Origin of the sequence: Bacillus cereus group sp. MYBK220-1 (genome assembly GCF_051916445.1) — a bacterium.
Lineage (GTDB): Bacteria > Bacillota > Bacilli > Bacillales > Bacillaceae_G > Bacillus_A > Bacillus_A cereus.
Genome location: NZ_JBQAGQ010000002.1, coordinates 1,087,715 through 1,110,684 on the forward strand (window position 1 = coordinate 1,087,715; position 22,970 = coordinate 1,110,684).

Genomic DNA, 22,970 nt, shown 5'->3' on the forward strand with positions numbered 1-22,970 from the left:
TTATAAAACAAACATTTGGAGGAATTAAAATGTCAGCAACTACAACAAACTTAAAAGAAGCAATCGTGAACCGCCGTTCAATTCGTAAAGTAACAAAAAACGATGCAATTACGAAAGAAAGAATTGAAGAAGTGTTAAAAACAGCTTTACACGCACCAACATCTTTCAATATGCAAAGTGGTCGTATGGTTGTATTAATGGATGGAGAGCATGAAAAGTTTTGGGATATCGTTAAAGAAACACTAAGAGCACGCGTACCAGCAGAAAACTTTGAAGCGACTGTAGAAAGACTAAAAGGCTTCCATGCAGGTGTAGGAACAGTTCTATTCTTTGAAGATCAAGCAACTGTAGAAAAAATGCAAGAAAATGCCCCATTATACAAAGATCAGTTCCCATTCTGGTCTCATCAAGGAAATGCGATGTTACAACATACTGTGTGGATGCTATTATCTGCTGAAGGAATTGGGGCGTCATTACAACATTACAACCCAATCGTAGATGCTGAAGTGAAAGAAACTTGGAACATTCCGGCAGAGTGGAGCTTAGTAGGTCAAATGCCATTTGGTGAACCAAACGAACAACCAGCAGAAAGAACGTTCTTGCCTACTGAAGATGTAGTGAAATTTTATTAAGAAATACAATATGTAACGAGAAGGAAGCTGTGCTTAAAAACAGCTTCCTTTTTTGTAGTGGTGTTAATTTATGCGCATTTAGGGAAGAAATATAAGAAATAATACGGTGAGAAGGGAATTAGAAAAATGAATGATGAGAAAAAATATACAGTGGTAGGTACTGATGTTGAGGAAGTAAAGCGTTTAAATAAAAATTCAGGGTTAACGTATAATCAAGTGAAAGAAATGTTAGCAAAGCAAATGCAAAAAAAGAAGTAATTAGATTGAAATCTTTCATTTTTTCATTTAGCATTTTGATTGGAGAGAGTTAAGTAAAAGGTAACTCTCTTTTTTGTATAGCTAAGCATCTTATAGAGTGGAGGAAGCAACATGAAGAAATGGGTAAAGGTAACGCTGTCTATCACTGGAGGCATTGTCTTATTAGCGTGTGCCGGCGGATATTACGTGTATAAAAATTATTTTCCAAAGGAACCTGAGCGTATTGTATATGATAAAGAAAGAGTGCTACAACCGATACATAATCAGCTTAAAGGAATCAATATAGAAAATGTAAAGATAAAAGAAAAAGAAGTCGTAAATGCGACTATAGATGAGCTTCAAAAAATGATTGATGATGGAAAGTTGTCATATGAAGAATTAACGAGTATTTATCTCTTTAGAATACAAGAACATGATCAAAATGGAATAACATTAAATTCTGTTACAGAGATAAATCCTAATGCGATGGAAGAAGCAAGAAAGTTAGATCAAGAGCGGGGGAGAAACAAAAAGTCGAATTTATATGGTATTCCTGTCGTTGTAAAAGATAATGTACAGACGGAAAAAGTGATGCCGACTAGTGCAGGAACTTATGTATTAAAAGATTGGATTGCAGATCAAGACGCAACAATTGTGAAGCAGTTGAAAGAAGAAGGAGCATTTGTTTTAGGAAAAGCGAATATGTCTGAGTGGGCGAACTATTTATCTTTTACAATGCCAAGCGGGTATAGCGGGAAGAAAGGACAAAATTTAAATCCGTACGGTCCGATTACATTCGATACTTCAGGATCAAGTTCAGGATCGGCTACAGTAGTTGCAGCAGATTTTGCGCCGCTTGCAATTGGAACAGAAACGACGGGATCGATTGTTGCACCAGCGGCGCAGCAATCAGTAGTTGGGTTACGTCCATCTTTAGGTATGGTAAGTAGAACAGGAATTATTCCATTAGCTGAAACTCTTGATACAGCAGGACCTATGGCAAGAACAGTAAAAGATGCAGCAACGCTATTTAATGTAATGATAGGTTATGATGAAAAAGATGTTATGACAGAAAAAATGAAAGATAAAGAAAGGATTGATTATACAAAGGATTTATCAATAGATGGATTAAAAGGGAAAAAGATAGGGCTTCTTTTTTCTGTAGACCAACAAGATGAAAATAGAAAAGCAGTAGCAGAAAAAATTAGAAAAGACCTTCAAGATGCAGGTGCGATATTAACTGATAATATCCAGTTAAGTGCTGAGGGTGTAGATAATTTGCAAACATTAGAATATGAGTTCAAGCATAATGTAAACGACTATCTTTCACAGCAAAAGAATGTACCGGTAAAATCGTTAGAAGAGATTATAGCGTTTAATAAAAAGGATAGTAAAAGACGAATAAAATACGGACAAACATTAATTGAAGGGTCTGAAAAATCTGCTATAACGAAAGAAGAGTTTGAAAACGTAGTGCAAACGAGTCAAGAAAATGCAAGAAAAGAGCTAGATAGGTATTTAGTAGAAAAAGGTTTGGATGCTCTAGTTATGATTAATAACGATGAAGTCCTTCTATCAGCTGTAGCTGGTTATCCGGAATTAGCGGTTCCTGCTGGATATGATAAAAATGGAGAACCAATCGGTGTAGTGTTTGTAGGGAAACAGTTTGGTGAAAAAGAGCTTTTCAATATTGGATATGCGTATGAACAGCAGTCCAAAAATAGAAAATCACCTAGTTTATAAAAGATTATATGAAAAATAACTGCCACCGAAATTATGTTGGTGGATTCCAGTTAAACGAATCTAACAATATGAAAAGAAAAAAAGGATTCTTCTCAATTAGTAAGAAAGATTGTCTATAGGAGTTCATAAAATGTAATATATTCAATTTCCATCCATTGAAGGGGGAGGTTAATTCTTAATGAATGAAGTAAAGAGTTTTTTTCGAAGTAGAGGGTTTCAACGGTTTCTCGTTTTAATAATAGTAGCGCTTGTATTATACGCATTAAAAAGTATGATTAATTTAATATTAATTACGTTTATACTGACGTTTTTAATGGATCGATTTCAACGTTTTATTTCAAGAAAATTGAAAGTAAACCGGAAAATTGTTATTGCATGTTTATATATAATACTAGTTTCCTTTATAGGCACAACATTATATAAATATTTACCTGTGCTGACGATACAAATTTCACAATTAATTTATCAATTTAAACTGTTTTTTCAAAATCCACCTGATAATGAAATCGTTAAATATGCACTTTCGACAATTAATGGGATGGAAGTATCAAAATATATAGAACAAGGTGTAGACGTCATATATCAATCAATAGCAAATATAGGAAAGGTAAGTTTACAAATATTATTATCTCTAATTTTAAGCTTATTTTTCTTATTAGAAAAAGAGCGTATTATTACATTTACATCAAAGTTTAAAGATAGTAAGTTAAAAATCTTTTATGGAGAAATTGCATATTTTGGTGAAAGATTTGCAAGATCGTTCGGCAAAGTAATTGAGGCTCAGTTTTTAATTGCCGTTGTAAATTGTATTCTTACTGTCATTGCATTAATCGTTTTAGGATTTCCACAGCTACTTGTATTAGCTGTTATGATTTTCTTACTAGGGTTGATTCCTGTTGCAGGTGTGATTATTTCTTTGTTTCCACTTTGTATCATTGCTTACAACGTAGGCGGAGTTATGTACGTAGTATACATACTCGTATTCATAACAGTAATCCATGCTCTTGAAAGTTATTTTTTAAATCCGAAGTTTATGTCTGCAAAAACAAATTTACCAATATTCTACACATTTATGATTCTTATCTTCTCAGAGCATTTCCTTGGAATATGGGGGCTTATTATCGGGATACCAATCTTTATCTTTTTATTAGATGTACTTGATATAAATAATGAGGATGCGACTAAAAAATAAGAAATGATAGAAAATCACTAAAAAGTCATAGGAGATAATGAAAATAAAAAGCAATCCAAAATAAATTGGATTGCTTTTTATCTTAATTAAAGAACCGGAGCCATTGTTTCTTTCAATACTTGAACAGAGTGGTCGAATTTTAATTCTTCATCTTCACTTAATTCAACCTCTAAAATTTCACGAACACCGCCGCGATTTAAAACAGCAGGTACCCCGATATAAACATCTTTTTGACCGTATTGACCTTCTAAGTAAGCTGATACAGTTAATACACTATTTTCGTCGTTTAAAATTGCTTTTGTAACACGTAGAAGTGACATACCGATACCATAATAAGTTGCGCCTTTACGCTCAATAATATGGTAAGCTGCATCACGGACGTTTATGAAAATTTTGTCTAAATCTTCTTGATTATACGTGTTGTCTTTTTCAAGCAGTGTTTGTAGTTTTTGGATACCAACGGAAACATGGCTCCAAACTGGAAGTTCAGTATCGCCGTGTTCTCCGATAATATAAGCGTGAATGTTGTGTGGACCAATATCGAAGTACTCACCTAACATATAGCGGAAACGAGCAGAATCAAGCGTTGTACCAGAACCGATTACACGTTCTTTCGGTAAACCAGATTCTTTCCAAGTTACGTAAGTTAAAATATCTACAGGGTTTGTTGCGATTAAGAAGATGCCATCAAATCCGCTATCCATAATACTGCGAACGATTTGTTTGAAGATTTTAGCGTTTTTCTCAACTAAATCTAAACGTGTTTCGCCTGGTTTTTGTGGTAATCCAGCTGTAATAACTACAAGGTCAGCATCTTTACAATCTTCGTAGCTGCCTTTCCATACTCTAGTTGGAGCTGGTGCGAATGGAACAGCATGACTTAAGTCCATTGCTTCCCCTTCAGCTTTTGCCTCATTTACATCGACTAAAACAAATTCTTCAGCTACAGCCTGGTTAATCATGCAGTAAGCATAACTACATCCAACTGCTCCTGTTCCTACTAATACAACACGGTTAATACCTTTTTTCATTTCAAAATTCCTCGCAATTTCATTGATTTTATTATGTAAGATAATACGTCTTACTTCTATAGAGTCATATCTAGTTTATTACATTTTATAAAAGATATTCAAGTATTTGAAAATGTATCCGTGCAAATCCGCGAACAAAACATAGGAATTCAGTGAACCGAATATAATTCAGTAAAATCCTTTGTAAAAGGGGAAATGGCATGGGGAATCCATTAGCAATGGAAGAAATGCTTCATATTATTCATGCAGGGCTTGTTAAAAAGAATAACCCAAAACGGATTACGATTGCAGGTGCAGGGATTTCTGGATTAGTTGCAGGTTCTTTATTAAAAGAGGCTGGGCACGAAGTAACGATTATAGAAGGAAATAACAGAATAGGTGGCAGAGTGTATACGATTCGGGAACCATTTAGTGTGGGTTTATATTTTAATGCGGGACCGATGAGAATCCCTGACACCCATAAGTTAACCTTAGCGTATATTCATAAATTTAAACTACCTTTAAACCTTTTTATAAATAAAACTTTTGCAGATATCATTTATACGAATAACATTCAAACGAGATTGAATGTGTTTGAAAATGATCCAAGTGTACTTGAATATCCGGTTTTGGATAAAGAAAGAGGAAAAACGGCAGAAGAGCTAATGATTGAAGTATTAGAACCAATACTAAATTACATTAAGAAGGATCCTGATAAAAACTGGCTTATCGTTGAAAAAAAGTATAAAACGTATTCGCTTGGTTCATTTTTAATGGAGTATTATTCAGATGGTGCGATAGATATGATTGGGGTACTTCTTGATATGGAAGCTTATATGGGAATGTCCTTAATTGAAGTATTACGTGAAATGATTTTCTTTACTTCAACAACGAAATATTATGAAATAACTGGTGGAATGGATAAGTTATCGAATGCATTCTTACCACAATTAAGGGAACATATTTTAATGCCGTATAAGGTTGATAAAATTATACAAGAAGATAATAAAGTAATGTTACAAGGAAATCATGAACAAACGTTAGAGCAATTTACAATAACAAGTGATTTTGCTATTATTACAATTCCATTTTCAGCGTTAAGATTTGTAGAAGTTCAGCCATACTATTTATTCTCTTATTTTAAAAAAAGAGCAATTCGTGAATTAAATTATATTGCTGCAACTAAAATTGCAATAGAGTTTAAAAGTAGATTTTGGGAGAAAGCGGGACAGTGTGGCGGTAAATCTATTACTGATTTACCGATACGGTTTACATACTATCCGAGTTATGGCATTCATACTCCAGGACCAGCTATCGTTATAGCAAGTTATACGTGGGCAGATGAGGCGTTAACATGGGATAGTCTCCCGCAAAGAGATCGTATTCGGTACGCATTAAAAAATTTAGCGGAAATATACGGGGACATCGTCTATAGTGAGTTTGTCACTGGAACATCTTTTAGCTGGAGTAAAAATCCGTATTCTTGCGGTGCATTTACAGCTTTCGAACCAGGCCAAGAGCTCGAGTTATTTCCGTATATTACACCACCATCTGGAAAAGTACATTTTGCAGGAGAGCATACGACATTAACACATGGATGGATGCAAGGGGCAATTGAGTCTGGAGTTAGAGTTGCATATGAAGTAAATGAACAGTGAATCTCTTATATTTACAAATGGTCATTCTTTTAATAAAATGATAAATATAAATCGTAATTATTACGCTTTGAATACATTTGAAGTAAAGAAATGGATGGTCGGTTGAATGAATAAAGTGGAGATTCATATATTAGGTGGTTTTTTAGGTAGTGGAAAATCAACATTATTACAAAATTTATTGTTAGCAGAGAAAAAGAAGAATAGAAAAGTTGCAGTATTAATGAATGAAATTGGTGAATACTCAGTAGATACAGATATTATTGGAAAAGAGAATGTTTTAAGAGAACTTCTTAAAGGATGTATTTGTTGTACGTTAAAAGAAGAGCTTGAAATACAATTACATTCGTTATACCAACAAGAAAGACCAGATGTAATTTATATAGAAACGACAGGTGTTGCGCATCCAATTGAAGTGTTAGACGCGTGTGTCTCGCCAATTTTAGCTCCTTTTCTGGAAGTGAAATCAATTGTAGTCGTTTTAGATGCAGTAAGGTGGTTAAATCGAAGTATATTAAGTGCAAATGTACAACAGCTATTGCATGAGCAACTGAAATTTGGTAGTCACATTCTTGTTAATAAAGCAGATTTACTAACAGATGAAGATAAGAATACAGTATTTGAAGAAGTAAAGGCAATAAATGATCATGCGAAAATGTATGAGACAAAGTATTGTAATATATCTTTAAAAGATATAGAAGAAGCAGAATTTCCAAATGATGAGGAACACGAGACACTACATGTCAAACAGCATTTACATATACAAACAATGACATATCAATTTACGAAACCGATTGATCAAGACAAATTATATGAATGGCTTTCGAATTTACCAGATAGTATTTATCGAGTGAAAGGTTTTGTGAAATTCCATGGAGATAAATACCCTCACCTATTCCAATATTCGTTCGGAGTACCAACTTTATTAGAACAAGACTTCGGTTTCCCGACAAACTTAGTAGTAATAGGAGAAGGACTAGATAAGAAACAATTGGCTGAAGGGTTAGAGAAAGTAGAACTTAACTCTAATTAAGGGGAAAAGACTAACTTAAAAATAAGTTAGTCTTTTTGTATGGTCATTACTGAAATGAAACAGTATTTTCAATTGGATTGCAGAATATATATTGATTGTATGTCCGTTTCCATTACATAGGAAGGTGATTATATATTTGTGCCGAATGTAGAGGGTACTACAAGAGTTTTCCATTATCTATCGAATTAGTTAGTCATGATTACGGACAGGGGATTTTGGCGTGTTTGATTCTATCAGAAAGTAAAGTATGGGGAGGATCACAATGTCGATGAAAAAACGTAAGTGGCTAAAAACAATGTTTACTGGTTGTGTTTTAGGTTCGTTATTAATAACGGCAGCTTGTTCAGGAAAGAAAACAAGTACAGAGGATGAAAAAACGATTAAGGTAGGAGTCCTTGCTTCTTTAACAGGACCGCTAGAATCGTATGGAAAACAAACAGTGAACGGATTTGAATTAGGGTTAGATTATGCAACTGGTGGAACTGGGAAAGTAGATGGGAAAAAGATTAAGTTTGTTGTAGAAGATACAGAAACGAAAGCGGATGTAGCAGTTAAAAAAGCTACGAAGTTATTAGAAGAAGAGAAAGTTGATTTTTTAGTTGGATCGTCTAGTTCAAGTGATACGTTAGCGGTTTTACCACTGGCTGAAGAATATGAAAAGATTATGGTTGTAGAACCGGCAGTTGCGGATAGTATTACCGGGAAGAACTGGAATAAATATATTTTTAGAACTGGAAGAAGTTCCTCACAAGATGCGATTGCAGGAGCAGCAGCAATTGCGAAAAAAGATGTAAAGATTGCAACATTTGCCCCAGATAACGCTTTTGGTCGTGAAGGGATTGCTGCATTTAAAGCGGGTGCGAAAAAATTAGGTGCGAACATTGTGAATGAGCAATACGCGGATACAAATTCAACAGATTTTACAGCGAATATTCAAAATATCATTAGTTCAAAACCAGATTATTTATTTATCGTTTGGGCAGGGGCAAATTCACCTTGGAAACAGTTGAAAGATATGAATGTGGAAGCGCAAGGTATTAAAATTTCTACAGGTGCGCCAGATATACCAGCATTAAAAACAATGGATGCATTAGTAGGTATGCAAGGTTTTTCTGTATATTATCACACACTTCCAAAAAATAAAGTGAATGATTGGCTAGTTGAAGAGCATAAAAAACGTTTTAATGGTGCAGTGCCAGATTTGTTTACAGCGGGAGGAATGTCAGCAGCAATTTCTATTGTAGAAGCCTTAAAGAAAACAAAAGGTGATACAGATGTAGATACCTTGATTAAGAAAATGGAAGGAATGGAATTTGATACACCGAAAGGAAAGATGAAGTTTAGAGAGAAGGACCACCAAGCGATGCAGACACTGTATTCTATCACATTGAAAAAGCAAGACGGTGTTGATTATCCGGTGCCAGTGTTAGAGCGAGAATTAACGATGAAAGAAACAGAACCACCAGTTCAAAATAAATAGACTGAATTTTCTGTTGTTTTAGTATAAAGAGGGGGGACCCTCTTTATACATATTTCTTTCATACTCACGGCTTTAAAGGGAGGGATTTCGTGACACATTTGCTAGAGACGAAAAATCTTAGTGTATCTTTTGGTGAACATCAAGTTATTAAAGATGTAAATTTAACTGTCCAAAAAGGAAAGCTCATTTCTATTATTGGGCCAAATGGTGCGGGGAAGACAACGTTATTTAATTTACTAAGTGGACAGATTTCACCCACAACAGGTGAAGTGTATTTTAAAGGGCAAGATATTACAAAACTATCGATTTCAGATCGAACACGCTTAGGAATCGGTCGCTCTTTTCAGCTTACAAACATATTCCCAGAATTAACGGTACTTGAAAATGTCCGTTTAAGTGTTCAATCATTCGTACAAGATTACTATAGTTTTTTCCCGAGTTCAGCAAAATTAAAGCAACAAGTTGGAGAGGCGAGACGTTTCTTAAAAACAGTATTACTTCATGAAAAAGAGAACGTATTAGCGAAAGATTTGGCACATGGAGAGAAAAGGAAGCTAGAACTTGCGATGTTATTAGCTTTAAAAACGGATGTGTTATTACTTGATGAGCCGACGGCAGGTATTTCGGTTGAGGAAGTCCCTGCTATATTACAAGTGATTGAAAATATTAAGAAACATCCAGAGAGCACAATTGTACTTATCGAACACAAAATGGATATGATACTAGGTTTGTCAGATCATCTTATCGTTTTATTTCATGGAGAGTTATTGGCTGAAGGATTGCCAGAAGAAATTATGAAAGATGAGCGTGTACAAAGTGCTTATTTAGGGGGATTATATAGTGGCACTATTACAAGTGAATAATATAGAAACGTATTTAGATCAGTTTCATATTTTGCAAGGAGTATCTCTTGCTGTTGAGAAAGGGACGATTACTGTACTGTTTGGTAGAAATGGGGCAGGGAAAACAACGACATTACGTTCAGTGATGGGGTTTCACCGCATTGCAGATGGTGAAATTTATTATGATAGTGCAAAAGTGAGTGGATTACCTACACATTTAATTTCAAGGAAAGGAATAGGGTATGTACCAGAAAATCAAGGTATTTTTCATGATTTGACAGTAGAAGAAACTTTCGCTCTTGCTAGGGGAAAAGGTGAGGAAGTAGAAGGGAAAATAGAGTGGATGCTGGAACTATTTCCGGATTTAAAGCAGTTTTGGAATAAGAAAAGTGGGCTCTTGAGCGGAGGGCAAAAGCAAATGTTGGCTATTTCAAGAGCGTTTATTAATAGTGATGGATTATTACTTATTGATGAACCGAGCAAAGGGCTATCCCCGATAATGGTGGAGAAATTAATGGTAGCTATTTTGAAGATGAAAGAGAAAACAACAGTTTTACTTGTTGAGCAAAATTTTATGATGGCCAGTCAAATTGGCGATTATTTTTACATTATGGATAACGGACGAATTGTTCATAACGGTTTTATGAATGAATTAAAAAAGGATAAGGAAATGTGTCATAAATATTTAGGAATCTCTTAACATGAATCCGAGGTGAAAAGGATGGATGTGTTAATCAATTTATTTGTAAATGGGATTTCAACAGGGATGCTCATTTTTTTGTTAGCATCAGGTCTTTCACTTATTTTCGGTTTAATGAGCGTTTTAAACTTTGCACACGGTGGTTTATTTGCATGGGGAGCATTTACAGGTGTTTGGTTATTTAATGTGACAGGAAGTTATATATTAGCTTTAGTTGGAGCAGTAGCCATGGGAATGTTCCTAGGATTTATTTTAGAAAGGTTTCTTATTAGGCCGGTATATGGAAATCACGTTCGACAGCTGCTCGTTACGCTTGGAGGAATGCTCGTTCTTAGTGAGTGTATTAAAATATTTTGGGGGCCAAACCCTATTAGTGCAAAATTACCGTTATGGTTACAAGGAAGTTTTACATTCGGAGGTATTATATTAATTAAATATCGTCTATTTGTTATTTTGATTGGGATAATTATTTACATTGCACTACTACTATTACTCAAAAAGACGAAGATAGGTCTTATGATCCGTGCAGGTGTAATGGATAAAGAAATGGTTCAAGCGCTTGGTATTAATGTAAAAGCGATATTTTCTTTCGTCTTTTTATTAGGGGCAGGGATGGCAGCTTTGGGAGGATTCTTATTAGCACCGTATTCGGGCGTTATTTTCGCCGAGATGGGCATGCAGTATGCAATTTTAGCTTTTATAGTAGTAATTATCGGTGGATTAGGAAGCGTTCAAGGTTCAGCTATTGCTTCTTTAATTGTCGGATTAGCTGGTGCTTTTACAGCGTATTTTATACCAGATTTATCACTTGCAATTAATATGTTAATGTTACTATTTTTCTTAATAGTGAAGCCAACTGGACTTGTTGGTGAAAAGGGGTGAAATGGTGAACAACACATCGGACCGAATTAAAGTATACTTCGGAGTATGTATGCTCATTTGTTTAAGTGTATTTCCGTTCGTAAATGATTCACGGAGCCTGTTAATTTTGTTCACTCAAATCTTCATCTTTGCTATTTTTGCAATGAGTTTTGATGTATTGCTTGGGTATACAGGAATTGTATCGTTCGGTCATTGTATGTTCTTTGGGATAGGAGCATATGGGGTAGCACTTTTATTTGATCGACAAGGCGTATCAATAACGAACTTTTTAATTGGAATAGTAGCTGCAATTATCGTTTCAGCAATCGTTAGTTATATAATTGGTTTGCTTTCTTTACGATTGAAAAGTCATTTTTATGCAATGTTAACACTTGCTATTTCACAGTTATTTTTTGTACTTGCTGAAAAATGGCGTGGGCTTACTCACGGAGGAGATGGTTTTACATTTGGTGTACCAGACGTATTCCGTGATCGTTTTACGTTTTATTATGTAACACTTATATGTTTACTTATCATTTTTGTTCTGTTACGTCTTTTCACCAAATCTTCTATTGGAAAAGTATTAAAGGCAATTTCCCAAAATGAGCAACGTGTTGAAGCACTAGGATATAAAGTGCTTCATTATAAAATTATTGCTAGCATTGTTGCAGGAGTAGTAGCTGCGATTAGCGGTGGTTTATTTGTTATCACATTGCGTTTTGTTAATACGACTGTATTTTCAATTGAAATGACATTAAATGCATTATTGATGACGATGATTGGTGGGGTTGGAACGTTAATTGGAGCAATTGCAGGAGCTGGAATTATTGAATCTCTAAAATATTATTTATCAGAACTAGCTACAGAGTATCCGATCTTTGAACGATGGACGATTATTCTTGGTTTATTGTACATTATCGTATTGCTAGTTTTCCCGAAAGGATTAGTTGGCACGGTTAAGGGACTGAAGAATATGAAACGGAATAAGAAGGAGAAAAGTGCAGAAGTGGAGCAAAATGTGTGAAAAATCAATTGTATAGAATATGAAAATCCCTCTTTTAGATTCATAAAGGAGGGATTTTTTATTAACCAAATAGTTCATCAGGGATTTGTTTGAAAGAGTTTTGAATTGTAAAAAAATGAACAGCTAATTTCTCAACTGGAACATCTTCAATTGGTACCAATTTATCATTTTTAATCGGCAAAAAGGCTATCCCTTTTCCGTCCTGAATAAACTCTTCCATAAGCGAATAAGAATCTAATTGTTGAAGTTGACGCTGAGATAAATTATTTTCTTTTAGAAATTGTATCGTCTTATTTCTAAAAGGACACTTTTTGTCATTACTAACGAAGAAGAGTTCCTTTGAATAGTCAATGATACATTTTTCTTGATCTTTTAGTAAGCCTATAGAAATTGAAGTAGTAAATACTTTTTTAAAACCTGCACCAGAATCATCGTCATAAGTGATGACCATATCAACTTTTTGTTGCTGCAGTAATTTTGGCAAATGACTACTATTTTCTACATATATTTGATAATTCATGAAATTTTCTTTAATACGCTTACTTAAATAATTAGTCAAAATCGATTGTGACGTCGCGATTATATAAGAAGACCCACTTGTTTTAATTTTATCTTTCGCTTCTTCTAATAGAGTTAATATTTGATTCGTGTAATCTAATAAAATGTCACCAGCAGGTAACAAGGAAACACCTTTGTTATCTCTATGTAGTAAAGGCGTTTCTAATTCTTGTTCTAATTTTTTGATTCGCTCAGTTACGTTCGGTTGAACATATCCTAACTCTTTAGCAGCTTTACTAATAGAAGCCTCACTGGCAACAGTTTTGAATATAATAAGATCATTTATTTCCATATATCTCAGCCCCTTATGCACTATCATTATAAATGATACCAAACATAATTTATACCTATTTTACGTTAGTCAATCATCGGTTTATCATTATGTATATAGGATAGAAAGTGAGTGATAAACATGATTGGAATGCAATATAAGGTCATTCTTCCAAAGGATTATGACATGGGAATTATTAAGAAAAGGGTAAAGGATAATGGTTATAAAACTGATGGTTTCCAAGCACTAAATTTTAAAGCTTATTTAATTACGGAAACGGAGAAAGACGGGAATTTTTATAACTGCTATGCACCTTTATATATTTGGAATGGTCATGAAGGGATGAATAAATTTATCTTTGAAGGGTATTACGATAACATTTTACAATCTTTTGGATGGCAACAAATAAATATAGGTGTTCCATTAGTGGTTAATCTAAGTGATGGATTTAAGAAAAGTAGATATGTTGTTGAATATGCAGGAAGTATTTCTCAAAGTAAAACACTGATTGGGACTCAATTAAAAACGATGAATGAAAATGTACAAAACAACGAAAAGTGTTTAGGGAATGTAATCGTTTATAATCCGGATAAATGGGGGTATAGTAGGTTTAATTTTTATGAAGAGAAGCCTGAAATTGCAGTGAATAAAGGTGTTACAGTATATGAGATTTTACACATTTCACGATGAAATTTTGTTGCATATAAAAAAATAAGAAAAGGAATGAAAATCTATGCCTTTTGTGAAGATTTATTATCCTGAAAACATATTAAATGAAGAAGAGTTGGAAAAAATGGGTGAATGTATCCATCTTTCATTAATTGAACATTTTAACATCCCTGAAAATGATTATTTTCAAATGTTCTTACCCTACCAACAAAACAAATTTTTATATAATCCATATTATTTGTTGGAAAGAGGAGAAAAGAGAACAGAGAATATGATTTATGTTTCTATTACATGTGGACCGGGAAGAACGGTGCAACAGAAAAAAGATTTGTATCAATCGGTATCCTTAAAAATTACGGAATATTCCGGCGTTAAAACTTCGGATATTTTTATTACACTAAATGAGACAGCTGCTGAAAACTGGTCATTTGGTCAAGGAATAGCACAAATGGTGAAAATAAAGGGAGAAAAAAATGAAAAATGAAAAATGAACTTATTGAAGTACATATTAAAAAGAAAATGAGAGAAATGGCACCTGCATTTGCTCATTATAGTGAAAAGATATTATTTGAGGAAGTGTGGCGAGATGCCACTTTAACATTAAGAGAAAGAAGTTTGTGTACTGTGTCAGCACTAATCAGTCTCGGTAATACAGAACAATTACAATTTCATCTGAAGCTAGCTAAACAAAATGGGGTTATGGAGAATGAATTGGTTGCATTAATAACACATATGGCTTTTTACGTTGGTTGGCCAAAAGCTATGGCAGCTTTAAATATAGTAATGAATGAAAGGAAAAGTTAAGAATAATGATAAGTAAGAATTCATGTTTATATGAATTCTTACTTATCATTATTTATGCAATACTCTATCGATATATTTATTACATTTTTTCTTGCTTTTTTATCACTTGCGTAGTAAAGTGATAGTAAGATGAACGCTAGGAAGTGACAAAACATGCGTGATAATACGATAGGATCATTAATATGGTTACGTTTAATACGATTTACGAACCAAAGTAATCAAATGTCAAATGAGTTTTTAAAACGTTTTGATTTAACGACAGCTCAATTTGATGTGCTTTTGCAAATACGTACGTATCAACCACTAACACAAATGGAGTTAGCTGAAAAGGTAACTGTTACACAAGGTGGCATTTCTCGAATGTTAACTCGTCTTGAAAAAGAAGGATATATTGTACGAAAACAAGATTGGAAAACGAAAACAATTAGTCTTACAGAGCAAGGAGAAGCAGCTTTAGAGAGAGCATTGCCAGAGCAACTTGCATTTCAATCTTCGTTTTTTGATGATGTATTAAATGAAGAAGAGCAGAAAATATTATATGAGCTGATGACGAAAGTTCATAAGCATAGTGAAAAAAAAGAATTACCGCAAGAGTAATTTTTTTTACACCATCAATTGACTAATCAAGTGATGGTGTAGGTAATACGGAGATAAACTTGACTTACCAACGTTTTTAGAAAAAAACTAATACTACTTTATTAAAGGGGAGAGTAACTATGGAAAAATACCGTATAGATACAAGAAAAGGAATTGAGTTTGGATTATATTCAATTGGTGATCATGTTTTAAATCCACATAATGGGGACAAAATTACGCCAGAGAAAAGAATTCACGAACTAATTGAAACAGCTAAGTTAGCAGATGAGGCAGGACTTGATGTGTTTGCTGTCGGCGAAAGTCATCAAACACATTTTACAACGCAAGCTCATACAGTTATTTTAGGTGCGGTCGCGCAAGCTACGAAAAATATAAAAATTGCAAGTTCCGCAACGATATTAAGTACATCTGATCCAGTTCGAGTATATGAGGATTTCGCTACCATTGACTTGATTTCTAATGGACGTGCAGAAATTGTGGCTGGTCGTGGATCTCGTATTGGAGGATATAGTTTACTTGGTTATGACGTGAATGATTATGAAGAATTATTTGAAGAGAAGATGGATCTTTTATTAAAAATTAATAACGAGGAACATGTAACATGGAATGGACAGTTCAGAGCACCGCTCGCACATGCATCGGTGATTCCAAGAGCGAAAAATAATAACTTACCAATTTGGCGTGCAGTTGGAGGTCCACCAGCTAGTGCAATTAAAGCAGGACGTGCAGGTGTGCCAATGATGATAACAACACTTGGTGGTCCAGCAATTAACTTTAAAGTGTCAGTAGATGCTTACCGCGAGGCTGCTCAGCAAAGCGGATTTGATCCAGCTAGTTTACCAGTTGCGACAACGAGTTTATTTTATACGGCAAAAAATTCACAAGATGCACTTAGTGAATATTACCCTCACATTAATGCTGGTATGCTTACACTGCGCGGTGATGGGTATCCGAAACAGCAATTTACAAATGCAATAGATTACCGTGATGCTTTAATGGTTGGTAGCCCACAACAAATCATTGAGAAAATGCTTTACCAATATGAATTGTTTGGCCAACAACGCTTTATGGCACAAATTGATTTTGGCGGTGTACCATTTGATAAAATTGAGAAAAATATTGAATTAATTGCTACTGAAATTTTACCAGCCGTTAGAAAACATACAGCAAAATAAATAAAAAAACTGAGAGTTTAATCGACTCTCAGTTTTTTTATTTGTTCTGGAAAAATGACAAAAAAATGAACTTTTAGTCGAGGAAGAGGGAAGCTGTTTTCTATTTTTGAATAACATTATTTCGAGTTTGAATTTTGAAAATACATTTTTCTCTTGACAAAAAATAAGCATTTATCGTGGGTGCTTTCGAGGACATTTTTCCGAGTAAAAGTCAAGCGTATGAAGAAAAAACGATTGTTTTATAGATATAAAAGTAAGAAGTATATTGAAAAAACACATTTTGCTAATGAGAAAAATCTGATTCAAAAAAATGACAAAAGACATATTTCAGACAAAATGATGTCAATAATACGTCAAAAATAACCTGAATTTACTATGCAGGTATATTATACAATTCGATTAACGAATAAAACACTACAGAAATAGTGAAAAGGTAAAAAATAGCATTACAATAGTTTGAAAAACTGAAACTTCATATTTTTCGACAATACATACAAAATGTTTTTGTCTTTTCGTATTTCTTAATAATTGAGTTTGATAAGATTGCTCAATTAACTTTTATTATAAAAACTATGAAGGAAGTGATTTTAGTATGGAAACGCTCGAATTGGCACGAATACAGTTCGCATCAACAACGATTTTCCATTACTTTTTTGTTCCGCTGTCAATTGGTTTAGCTTTTATTATTGCGATCATGCAAACGTTGTATGTGGTAAAAGGGCAAGAGGTATATAAGAAGATGGCAAAGTTTTGGACGCAATTATTCCTTATTAACTTTGCAGTAGGTGTAGTAACAGGTATTTTACAAGAATTTCAGTTTGGTATGAACTGGTCAACGTATTCACGTTTTGTAGGTGATGTATTTGGTCCCTCGCTTGCAATTGAAGGATTACTGGCATTTTTCATTGAGTCTACATTCCTAGGTTTATGGGTATTCGGTGAGGACAAATTACCGAAGCGAATTCACTTAATGTGTATTTGGCTCCTTTCAATTGGAACGATGTTATCAGCATTCTGGATTTTAACTGCAAGTGCATTTATGCAGTCACCTGTCGGGTATGAAATGGCAGCTGATGGTCGTGCGCAAATGAATGATTTCTTAGCCATTATTCAAAACCCACAACTATGGGTACAATTCCCGCATACAATTACAGCGGCAATTGCAACAGGTGCATTCTTTATTGCTGGTGTAAGTGCATGGAAAATTACAAAAGGACAAGAAACTGTAGTATTTAAAAAATCTTTCCGCATTTCTATCATTGTTGGAACAATTACAACGGCGCTTGTATTGTTCTTTGGTCATGCACAAGCGCAACAATTAATTAAGACACATCCAATGAAGATGGCGGCAGCTGAAGCGCTATGGAATACAAGTGAGGATCCAGCACCATTTACAGTATTTTCGAAAATTGATACAGAGAAGAAAGAAAATTCGTTTGAAATTCAAATCCCTTATATGCTAAGTCTATTATCGTATGATAAGTTTAGCGGTCAAGTTGAAGGGATGAATCAAATTCAAAAACAATATGAGGAAAAATATGGACCTGGAGATTATATTCCTCCAGTGCATACAATGTTTTGGAGTTTTAGAGCGATGGTAATGAGTGGAACATTCATGCTTCTTCTAGGAGCTTACGGATGGTTCTTATCAAGAAAAGATCGTTTAGCTGAAAAAACGTGGTATTTAAAATTAATGGTGTATGCAATTTCTCTTCCATTCATCGGTAATACAGTAGGGTGGATTATGACTGAAATGGGTCGTCAACCTTGGGTAGTATTTGGGGTAATGAAAACAGAAGATGCTGTATCACCAAATGTAACATTCGGTGAAGTATTATTCTCACTTATTTCATTCACATCAATGTATTTAATTATGGGTGGAATTTGTGTGTACTTATTTGTTCGTACCATTAAGGGCCACACGAATAAGAAAACGAAAAAGGATTATCAAAGCCATGATCCATTTGATAAGGAGGAAGAGTATGTTATCTCTTAATGAGTTGTGGTTTTTAGTTATTGCAATCTTGTTTGTTGGATTCTTCGTACTGGAAGGTTTCGATTTTGGTGTAGGAATGGTTTCGAGGTTTTTAGGAAAGAATGATTTTGAAAAACGAGTTTACTTAAATACAATAGGACCGTTCTGGCACGCGAATGAAGTATGGCTTGTTTGTGCTGGTGGAGCCATGTTTGCGGCATTTCCGCACTGGTATGCAACTTTATTTAGTGGTTTTTATATTCCATTTGTATTTATGCTTCTTGCTTTAATTTTAAGAGGTGTTTCCTTTAAATTTCGTGCGAAAATAGATAATCATAAATGGAAGAGTGCATGGGATTGGGGGATGTTTATTGGAAGTATGTTACCTCCTATCCTTTGGGGAGTTGCGATTGCAAACTTTATGGTAGGTGTACCTATTGATGAGAGTAAAAATGTTGTAGGTGGATTCTTGCAATTACTTCATCCATTTGCGTTACTTGGAGGAGTAATGTTTCTCCTACTATGTATTGTTCACGGATTACAATTTCTTACGATACGTACAACTGGTAAATTGAGAGAACGTGCACGAATTGCTGCAATAAAAATTGCACCATTTTCATTAATTACACTTCTTGTTTTTGCTGGTGTGGGGTTATGGAAAACCGACATTTTCACTGCTCATGGAACAGAATGGATTATGGTACCAATCGGAGCTTTTGTAGCACTATTAGTGTCCACTTTATTAAATAAAAGAAGAAGAGATGGTTGGGCTTTCTTTATGACGAGTTTAACAATCATTTTACTAAGTGCGAGTGTATTTATCGGTATGTTCCCACGTGTTATGATTAGCTCTTTAGGAGCAATGAATGATTTGACAATTTACAACGCAGCATCAGGAGCTTATGCATTAAAACTTATGACTTACTTTGCGATTGCTATTTTGCCTTTCGTTATCGGAAGTCAAATATGGAGTTATTATGTATTTAGACAACCTGTTAAGTCAGACAACGATTTGGAGTACTAATGAAAAGAAAAAGAGGACTTCCGTCTTATCCCGGTAGCCGTATTTTATATGTAGCGTTAACGATTATTAGTATTTTAGAAGCTTTTAGTATTATTGCGCAAACAATCTTTTTAGCACGAGCTATTACGTTTTTATTTCATGGAGAGACAGTACAAACAATATTAAGTGAAGTTGTGTATTTTGGTATCGCGTTTGCAGCGCGTAACATAGTAGTTCGAACATCACAAATATTAGTGGAACGTTTTGCTGAAAAAACAGGGTCGTTACTAAGAAAACAATTGATAGAGGCATATTTCACATTAGGTCCAAGGTATGTTCAAACTGTTGGAACTGGTCATCTGGTTACCTTATCAATTGAGGGGATTGATAAATTTAAAACATATATTGAATTAACGATTCCTAAAATGATTAGAAGTAGTATCGTTCCAGGTCTAATTGTACTATATGTTTTTACGCTAGATATTGAGTCTGGAATCATTTTAGTTGTAACGATTCCTATCGTGATCATATTTATGATTCTTCTCGGATTAGCAGCGCAAAAAATGGCAGATAGTCAGTATGAGATATATCGTGTACTTTCGAATCATTTTGTAGATACGTTAAAAGGTTTAGAAACATTAAAGTATTTAGGGAAAAGTGAACAGCACGAAGGAAAGATTGAAAAAGTAAGTAAAAGATATAGAAAAGCAACGATGCGTACTTTGCGAGTTGCTTTTCTTTCTTCTTTTGCATTAGATTTTTTTACGAGTTTATCAATTGCGTTTGTGGCAGTTGGATTAGGGATACGTTTAATAGATGGAACGATTATACTATTACCAGCTCTTACAATTTTGATTTTAGCTCCGGAATATTTTCTGCCGATTAAACAAGTGGGAGCAAATTATCATGCGACATTAGATGGACAAATTGCGATGGAGCAAATAGAAGAGATTTTGCAACAACAAAAAGGAATACAAAAGAAAGATTTAAATGAAGATATAGTATGGAATGCCTCTAGTAGCTTGAAATTACAAGATATCAAAGTTAATAATACTGAATCTGAAAAGGCTATATTAGAAGGAATTAATTTTACTTGGGAAGGTAACGGTGCTATTGGTGTTATTGGTGAAAGTGGTGCAGGGAAATCGACGTTAATCGACGTATTAGCAGGTTTTTTATCTCCTTCGAGTGGAAAGATGTTAGTAAATGGTCTAGAAGTTGATGGATCTACTCGTGAAGAGTGGCAAAAAAATATTGCTTATATTCCGCAGCAACCTTATATTTTTCCGCTTTCATTAAAGGATAACATTCGTTTTTATGAAACAAATGCAACAGATGAAGAAGTTGAAAGAGTTATTAATGAAGTCGGCCTTCGTTCACTCGTTACATCACTTCCAAATGGGATACACGAAAGAATTGGAGAAGGTGGACGTATGCTAAGTGGCGGACAAGAACAGCGTGTTGCTATGGCGCGTGCGCTTTTAAGTAAAAAACCAATCATTTTATTAGATGAGCCTACGGCACATCTTGATATTGAAACCGAATTTGAAATAAAGCAAGCGATGTTACGTTTATTTAATGGAAAGTTAGTATTTTTAGCAACTCACCGTCTACATTGGATGAAACAAATGGACCATATCCTTATTTTAAATAAAGGGGAAATGAAAGAAAGTGGGACGTATGAAGAACTTTTAGAGAATGAGACATTACATTTTCATAGGGAAGAGAGGGGAGAGAAATGAGTAACTGGGTTAAACCTTATATAAAACAAAATAAAGGTAGAATGACTTTAACTATTTTCCTTGGTCTTCTTGGAGTTAGTTCAGGAGCGATGTTACTTTTTATTTCAGGTTATTTGATCTCAAAATCTGCCCTTAGACCAGAAAATGTAATGGCTGTATATGTTCCTATTGTTGCAACAAGAGCGTTTAGTATAGGGCAAGCTGTATTTCATTATATAGAGCGCCTAGTCGGACATGATGTCGTACTACGTATATTAGAAAAAATGAGAACGAGGCTATATAGAATAGTAGAACCACAGGCGTTATTTTTCCGTTCTCGATTTCAAACGGGTGATATGTTAGGAGTGTTATCCGAAGATATAGAGCATTTGCAAAACCTATATTTACGTACAATATTTCCTAGCATATTAGCGCTAGTTGTTTATAGTATCTTCGTACTTGTTATCGGTGCATTTGATTTTGTTTTTGCACTTATTGTAGGTTGTATGTTAGCTATTATCGTTTTTCTTCTTCCGTTTGTATCATTACTTTTGATGAAGAAACATCATGTTACTTTAAAGCAAGGAAGAAACCGTTTGTATCAACAACTGACAGATGCTGTTTTTGGATTATCTGATTGGCAAGCAAGTGGTCGTAAAGATGAATTTATTAATGAGTATGTAAAACAAAATGATCAGTTGTTAAAAATCGAAAAGAGAGTGAAACGCTGGTATCATATTCGGGACAGTATCATTCAATTAGTAGTAGGTATTGTAGTTATTTCGATGATCATATGGACTGGGAATGAAGCGGCAAGTGAACAAATTGCTCCTACAGTTATCGCAGCTTTCGTATTAATGACTTTATCTGTAACAAACGCGCTTATTCCTATTGCAGATGCCATCGATCGAATACCGTCGTACGTAGAATCTACCCATCGTCTTAATGGCGTAGAAAGTGATAGTGTTTTACATGATGAAACGGATTTGCATGGAGAGAAAGATTATATTGAACCAAAACATGTAGATATTGAACTGAATCACGTATCGTATAGTTATCCAGATAGTAATGAGATTGTATTAAAAGATGTATCATTACAAATAAAAGCAGGGAAGAAAATTGCTATTTTAGGGAGAAGTGGGACAGGGAAATCTACTTTACTAAAATTGTTAACAGGGGCGTTAAGCCCAGTAAATGGCCAAGTTGTATTGAATGGTGAACGAGCTCATACGAATCTTTTATCTAAATATATTTCTGTATTAAATCAAAAGCCGCATTTGTTTGATACGACAATTGGAAATAATGTACGAATTGGCAAACCGGAGGCGACGGATGAAGAGATATGGAAAGCTTTAGAGAAAGCACAATTAGCTTCACATGTTACTTCTCTTCCAGACGGATTACAAACAAAAATGCATGAAATGGGAAAGCGGTTTTCTGGTGGGGAAAGACAAAGGGTTGCTTTTGCTAGAACTCTTATGCAAGAAACACCAATTATTGTACTTGATGAACCGACTATCGGTTTAGATCCAAAAACAGAATTGTCTTTAATCGAAACAATGTTTTCTGCAACGGAAGAAAAGACGGTTATTTGGATTACGCACCATCTTGTAGGAATAGAACATGTAGACGAAGTTATATTCCTTGATCGTGGCCAAATTGTCATGCAAGGTAGTCATAAACAACTTCTGAAAGAAAATGAAAAGTATCGTAAACTTTATGAGTTAGATAAAGGAATATGATTTGAATAAGCAATAATTGTAAAAATAGCTACGCCTAATGGTGGAG

Annotated in this window: 22 protein-coding genes; 20 read left to right on the top strand and 2 right to left on the bottom strand. The window is 34.4% G+C overall.

Features of this window, described 5'->3' with window-relative positions:
• Window positions 1-29 precede the first annotated feature (29 nt).
• The 4 genes from ACTFRU_RS12530 (at window position 30) to ACTFRU_RS12545 (ending at window position 3,804) form a co-directional block, all read left to right on the top strand.
• On the top strand, window positions 30-632 hold the full coding sequence (locus tag ACTFRU_RS12530) for a nitroreductase family protein (RefSeq protein WP_001277021.1): 603 nt from the start codon (window positions 30-32) through the stop codon (window positions 630-632).
• Window positions 633-758: 126 nt separating this feature from the next.
• Complete coding sequence (locus ACTFRU_RS12535) at window positions 759-890, top strand: hypothetical protein (RefSeq protein ID WP_000997344.1); 132 nt, start codon at window positions 759-761, stop codon at window positions 888-890.
• 111 nt (window positions 891-1,001) lie between these two features.
• Entirely contained in the window at window positions 1,002-2,612 is a 1,611-nt protein-coding gene (locus ACTFRU_RS12540) for an amidase family protein (RefSeq protein WP_000759465.1), read from the top strand.
• Window positions 2,613-2,790: 178 nt separating this feature from the next.
• A complete protein-coding gene (locus tag ACTFRU_RS12545) occupies window positions 2,791-3,804 on the top strand; it encodes an AI-2E family transporter (protein WP_048518828.1) in 1,014 nt (337 codons plus the stop codon).
• 86 nt (window positions 3,805-3,890) lie between these two features.
• Here the strand turns inward: ACTFRU_RS12545 and ACTFRU_RS12550 are convergent, their stop codons facing one another.
• Complete coding sequence (locus tag ACTFRU_RS12550; protein ID WP_000715321.1) at window positions 3,891-4,835, bottom strand: L-lactate dehydrogenase; 945 nt, start codon at window positions 4,833-4,835, stop codon at window positions 3,891-3,893.
• 200 nt (window positions 4,836-5,035) lie between these two features.
• On the opposite strand from ACTFRU_RS12550, the gene ACTFRU_RS12555 reads away from it, so the two are divergent.
• The 7 genes from ACTFRU_RS12555 to ACTFRU_RS12585 all read left to right on the top strand — a co-directional run bounded on the left by ACTFRU_RS12555 (window position 5,036) and on the right by ACTFRU_RS12585 (window position 12,409).
• Window positions 5,036-6,472 carry a flavin monoamine oxidase family protein gene (locus ACTFRU_RS12555; RefSeq protein ID WP_440037670.1) on the top strand — a complete coding sequence of 479 codons (1,437 nt, stop codon included), beginning with the start codon at window positions 5,036-5,038 and terminating at the stop codon, window positions 6,470-6,472.
• A gap of 106 nt (window positions 6,473-6,578) precedes the next feature.
• Window positions 6,579-7,502: a CobW family GTP-binding protein gene (locus ACTFRU_RS12560; protein WP_001044939.1), complete on the top strand. Its 924-nt coding sequence runs from the start codon at window positions 6,579-6,581 to the stop codon at window positions 7,500-7,502.
• A gap of 262 nt (window positions 7,503-7,764) precedes the next feature.
• A complete protein-coding gene (locus tag ACTFRU_RS12565) occupies window positions 7,765-8,982 on the top strand; it encodes a substrate-binding domain-containing protein (protein WP_000061996.1) in 1,218 nt (405 codons plus the stop codon).
• Between the two features lie 89 nt (window positions 8,983-9,071).
• On the top strand, window positions 9,072-9,845 hold the full coding sequence (locus tag ACTFRU_RS12570) for an ABC transporter ATP-binding protein (protein WP_000149338.1): 774 nt from the start codon (window positions 9,072-9,074) through the stop codon (window positions 9,843-9,845).
• Entirely contained in the window at window positions 9,823-10,524 is a 702-nt protein-coding gene (locus ACTFRU_RS12575) for an ABC transporter ATP-binding protein (protein ID WP_001196696.1), read from the top strand. Before ACTFRU_RS12570 ends, ACTFRU_RS12575 begins: the two co-directional genes overlap by 23 nt.
• A 21-nt stretch (window positions 10,525-10,545) precedes the next feature.
• Entirely contained in the window at window positions 10,546-11,406 is an 861-nt protein-coding gene (locus ACTFRU_RS12580; RefSeq protein ID WP_000382805.1) for a branched-chain amino acid ABC transporter permease, read from the top strand.
• A 49-nt stretch (window positions 11,407-11,455) separates the two neighbouring features.
• Window positions 11,456-12,409 (top strand): branched-chain amino acid ABC transporter permease, encoded by a 954-nt coding sequence (locus ACTFRU_RS12585; protein WP_002040965.1) that lies wholly within the window; start codon window positions 11,456-11,458, stop codon window positions 12,407-12,409.
• 61 nt (window positions 12,410-12,470) lie between these two features.
• On the opposite strand, the gene ACTFRU_RS12590 is transcribed toward ACTFRU_RS12585, so the two are convergent.
• A complete protein-coding gene (locus tag ACTFRU_RS12590) occupies window positions 12,471-13,259 on the bottom strand; it encodes a LysR family transcriptional regulator (protein WP_440037671.1) in 789 nt (262 codons plus the stop codon).
• Between the two features lie 120 nt (window positions 13,260-13,379).
• On the opposite strand from ACTFRU_RS12590, the gene ACTFRU_RS12595 reads away from it, so the two are divergent.
• From ACTFRU_RS12595 to cydC, 9 genes are all read left to right on the top strand, one after another.
• On the top strand, window positions 13,380-13,928 hold the full coding sequence (locus ACTFRU_RS12595; RefSeq protein ID WP_242292465.1) for a DUF4865 family protein: 549 nt from the start codon (window positions 13,380-13,382) through the stop codon (window positions 13,926-13,928).
• A 43-nt stretch (window positions 13,929-13,971) separates the two neighbouring features.
• Window positions 13,972-14,391, top strand: coding sequence for a tautomerase family protein (locus ACTFRU_RS12600; protein ID WP_001117234.1), 420 nt, complete (start codon window positions 13,972-13,974; stop codon window positions 14,389-14,391).
• Window positions 14,388-14,711, top strand: coding sequence for a carboxymuconolactone decarboxylase family protein (locus ACTFRU_RS12605; RefSeq protein ID WP_000787197.1), 324 nt, complete (start codon window positions 14,388-14,390; stop codon window positions 14,709-14,711). The genes ACTFRU_RS12600 and ACTFRU_RS12605 overlap by 4 nt, the downstream gene beginning before the upstream one ends.
• A 153-nt stretch (window positions 14,712-14,864) precedes the next feature.
• Window positions 14,865-15,308, top strand: coding sequence for a MarR family winged helix-turn-helix transcriptional regulator (locus tag ACTFRU_RS12610; RefSeq protein WP_001205523.1), 444 nt, complete (start codon window positions 14,865-14,867; stop codon window positions 15,306-15,308).
• A 119-nt stretch (window positions 15,309-15,427) separates the two neighbouring features.
• Window positions 15,428-16,483: an LLM class flavin-dependent oxidoreductase gene (locus ACTFRU_RS12615; RefSeq protein ID WP_000417543.1), complete on the top strand. Its 1,056-nt coding sequence runs from the start codon at window positions 15,428-15,430 to the stop codon at window positions 16,481-16,483.
• Window positions 16,484-17,075: 592 nt separating this feature from the next.
• Window positions 17,076-18,479 carry a cytochrome ubiquinol oxidase subunit I gene (gene cydA, locus ACTFRU_RS12620; protein WP_000448870.1) on the top strand — a complete coding sequence of 468 codons (1,404 nt, stop codon included), beginning with the start codon at window positions 17,076-17,078 and terminating at the stop codon, window positions 18,477-18,479.
• The gene (gene cydB / locus ACTFRU_RS12625) at window positions 18,466-19,482 is read left to right on the top strand and encodes a cytochrome d ubiquinol oxidase subunit II (protein WP_000950083.1); all 1,017 of its coding nucleotides are present in this window, start codon (window positions 18,466-18,468) and stop codon (window positions 19,480-19,482) included. The genes cydA and cydB overlap by 14 nt, the downstream gene beginning before the upstream one ends.
• Complete coding sequence (cydD, locus tag ACTFRU_RS12630) at window positions 19,482-21,203, top strand: thiol reductant ABC exporter subunit CydD (RefSeq protein WP_163093519.1); 1,722 nt, start codon at window positions 19,482-19,484, stop codon at window positions 21,201-21,203. Before cydB ends, cydD begins: the two co-directional genes overlap by 1 nt.
• Window positions 21,200-22,924 (top strand): thiol reductant ABC exporter subunit CydC, encoded by a 1,725-nt coding sequence (cydC, locus tag ACTFRU_RS12635; protein WP_000073645.1) that lies wholly within the window; start codon window positions 21,200-21,202, stop codon window positions 22,922-22,924. The genes cydD and cydC overlap by 4 nt, the downstream gene beginning before the upstream one ends.
• Window positions 22,925-22,970: the final 46 nt, after the last annotated feature.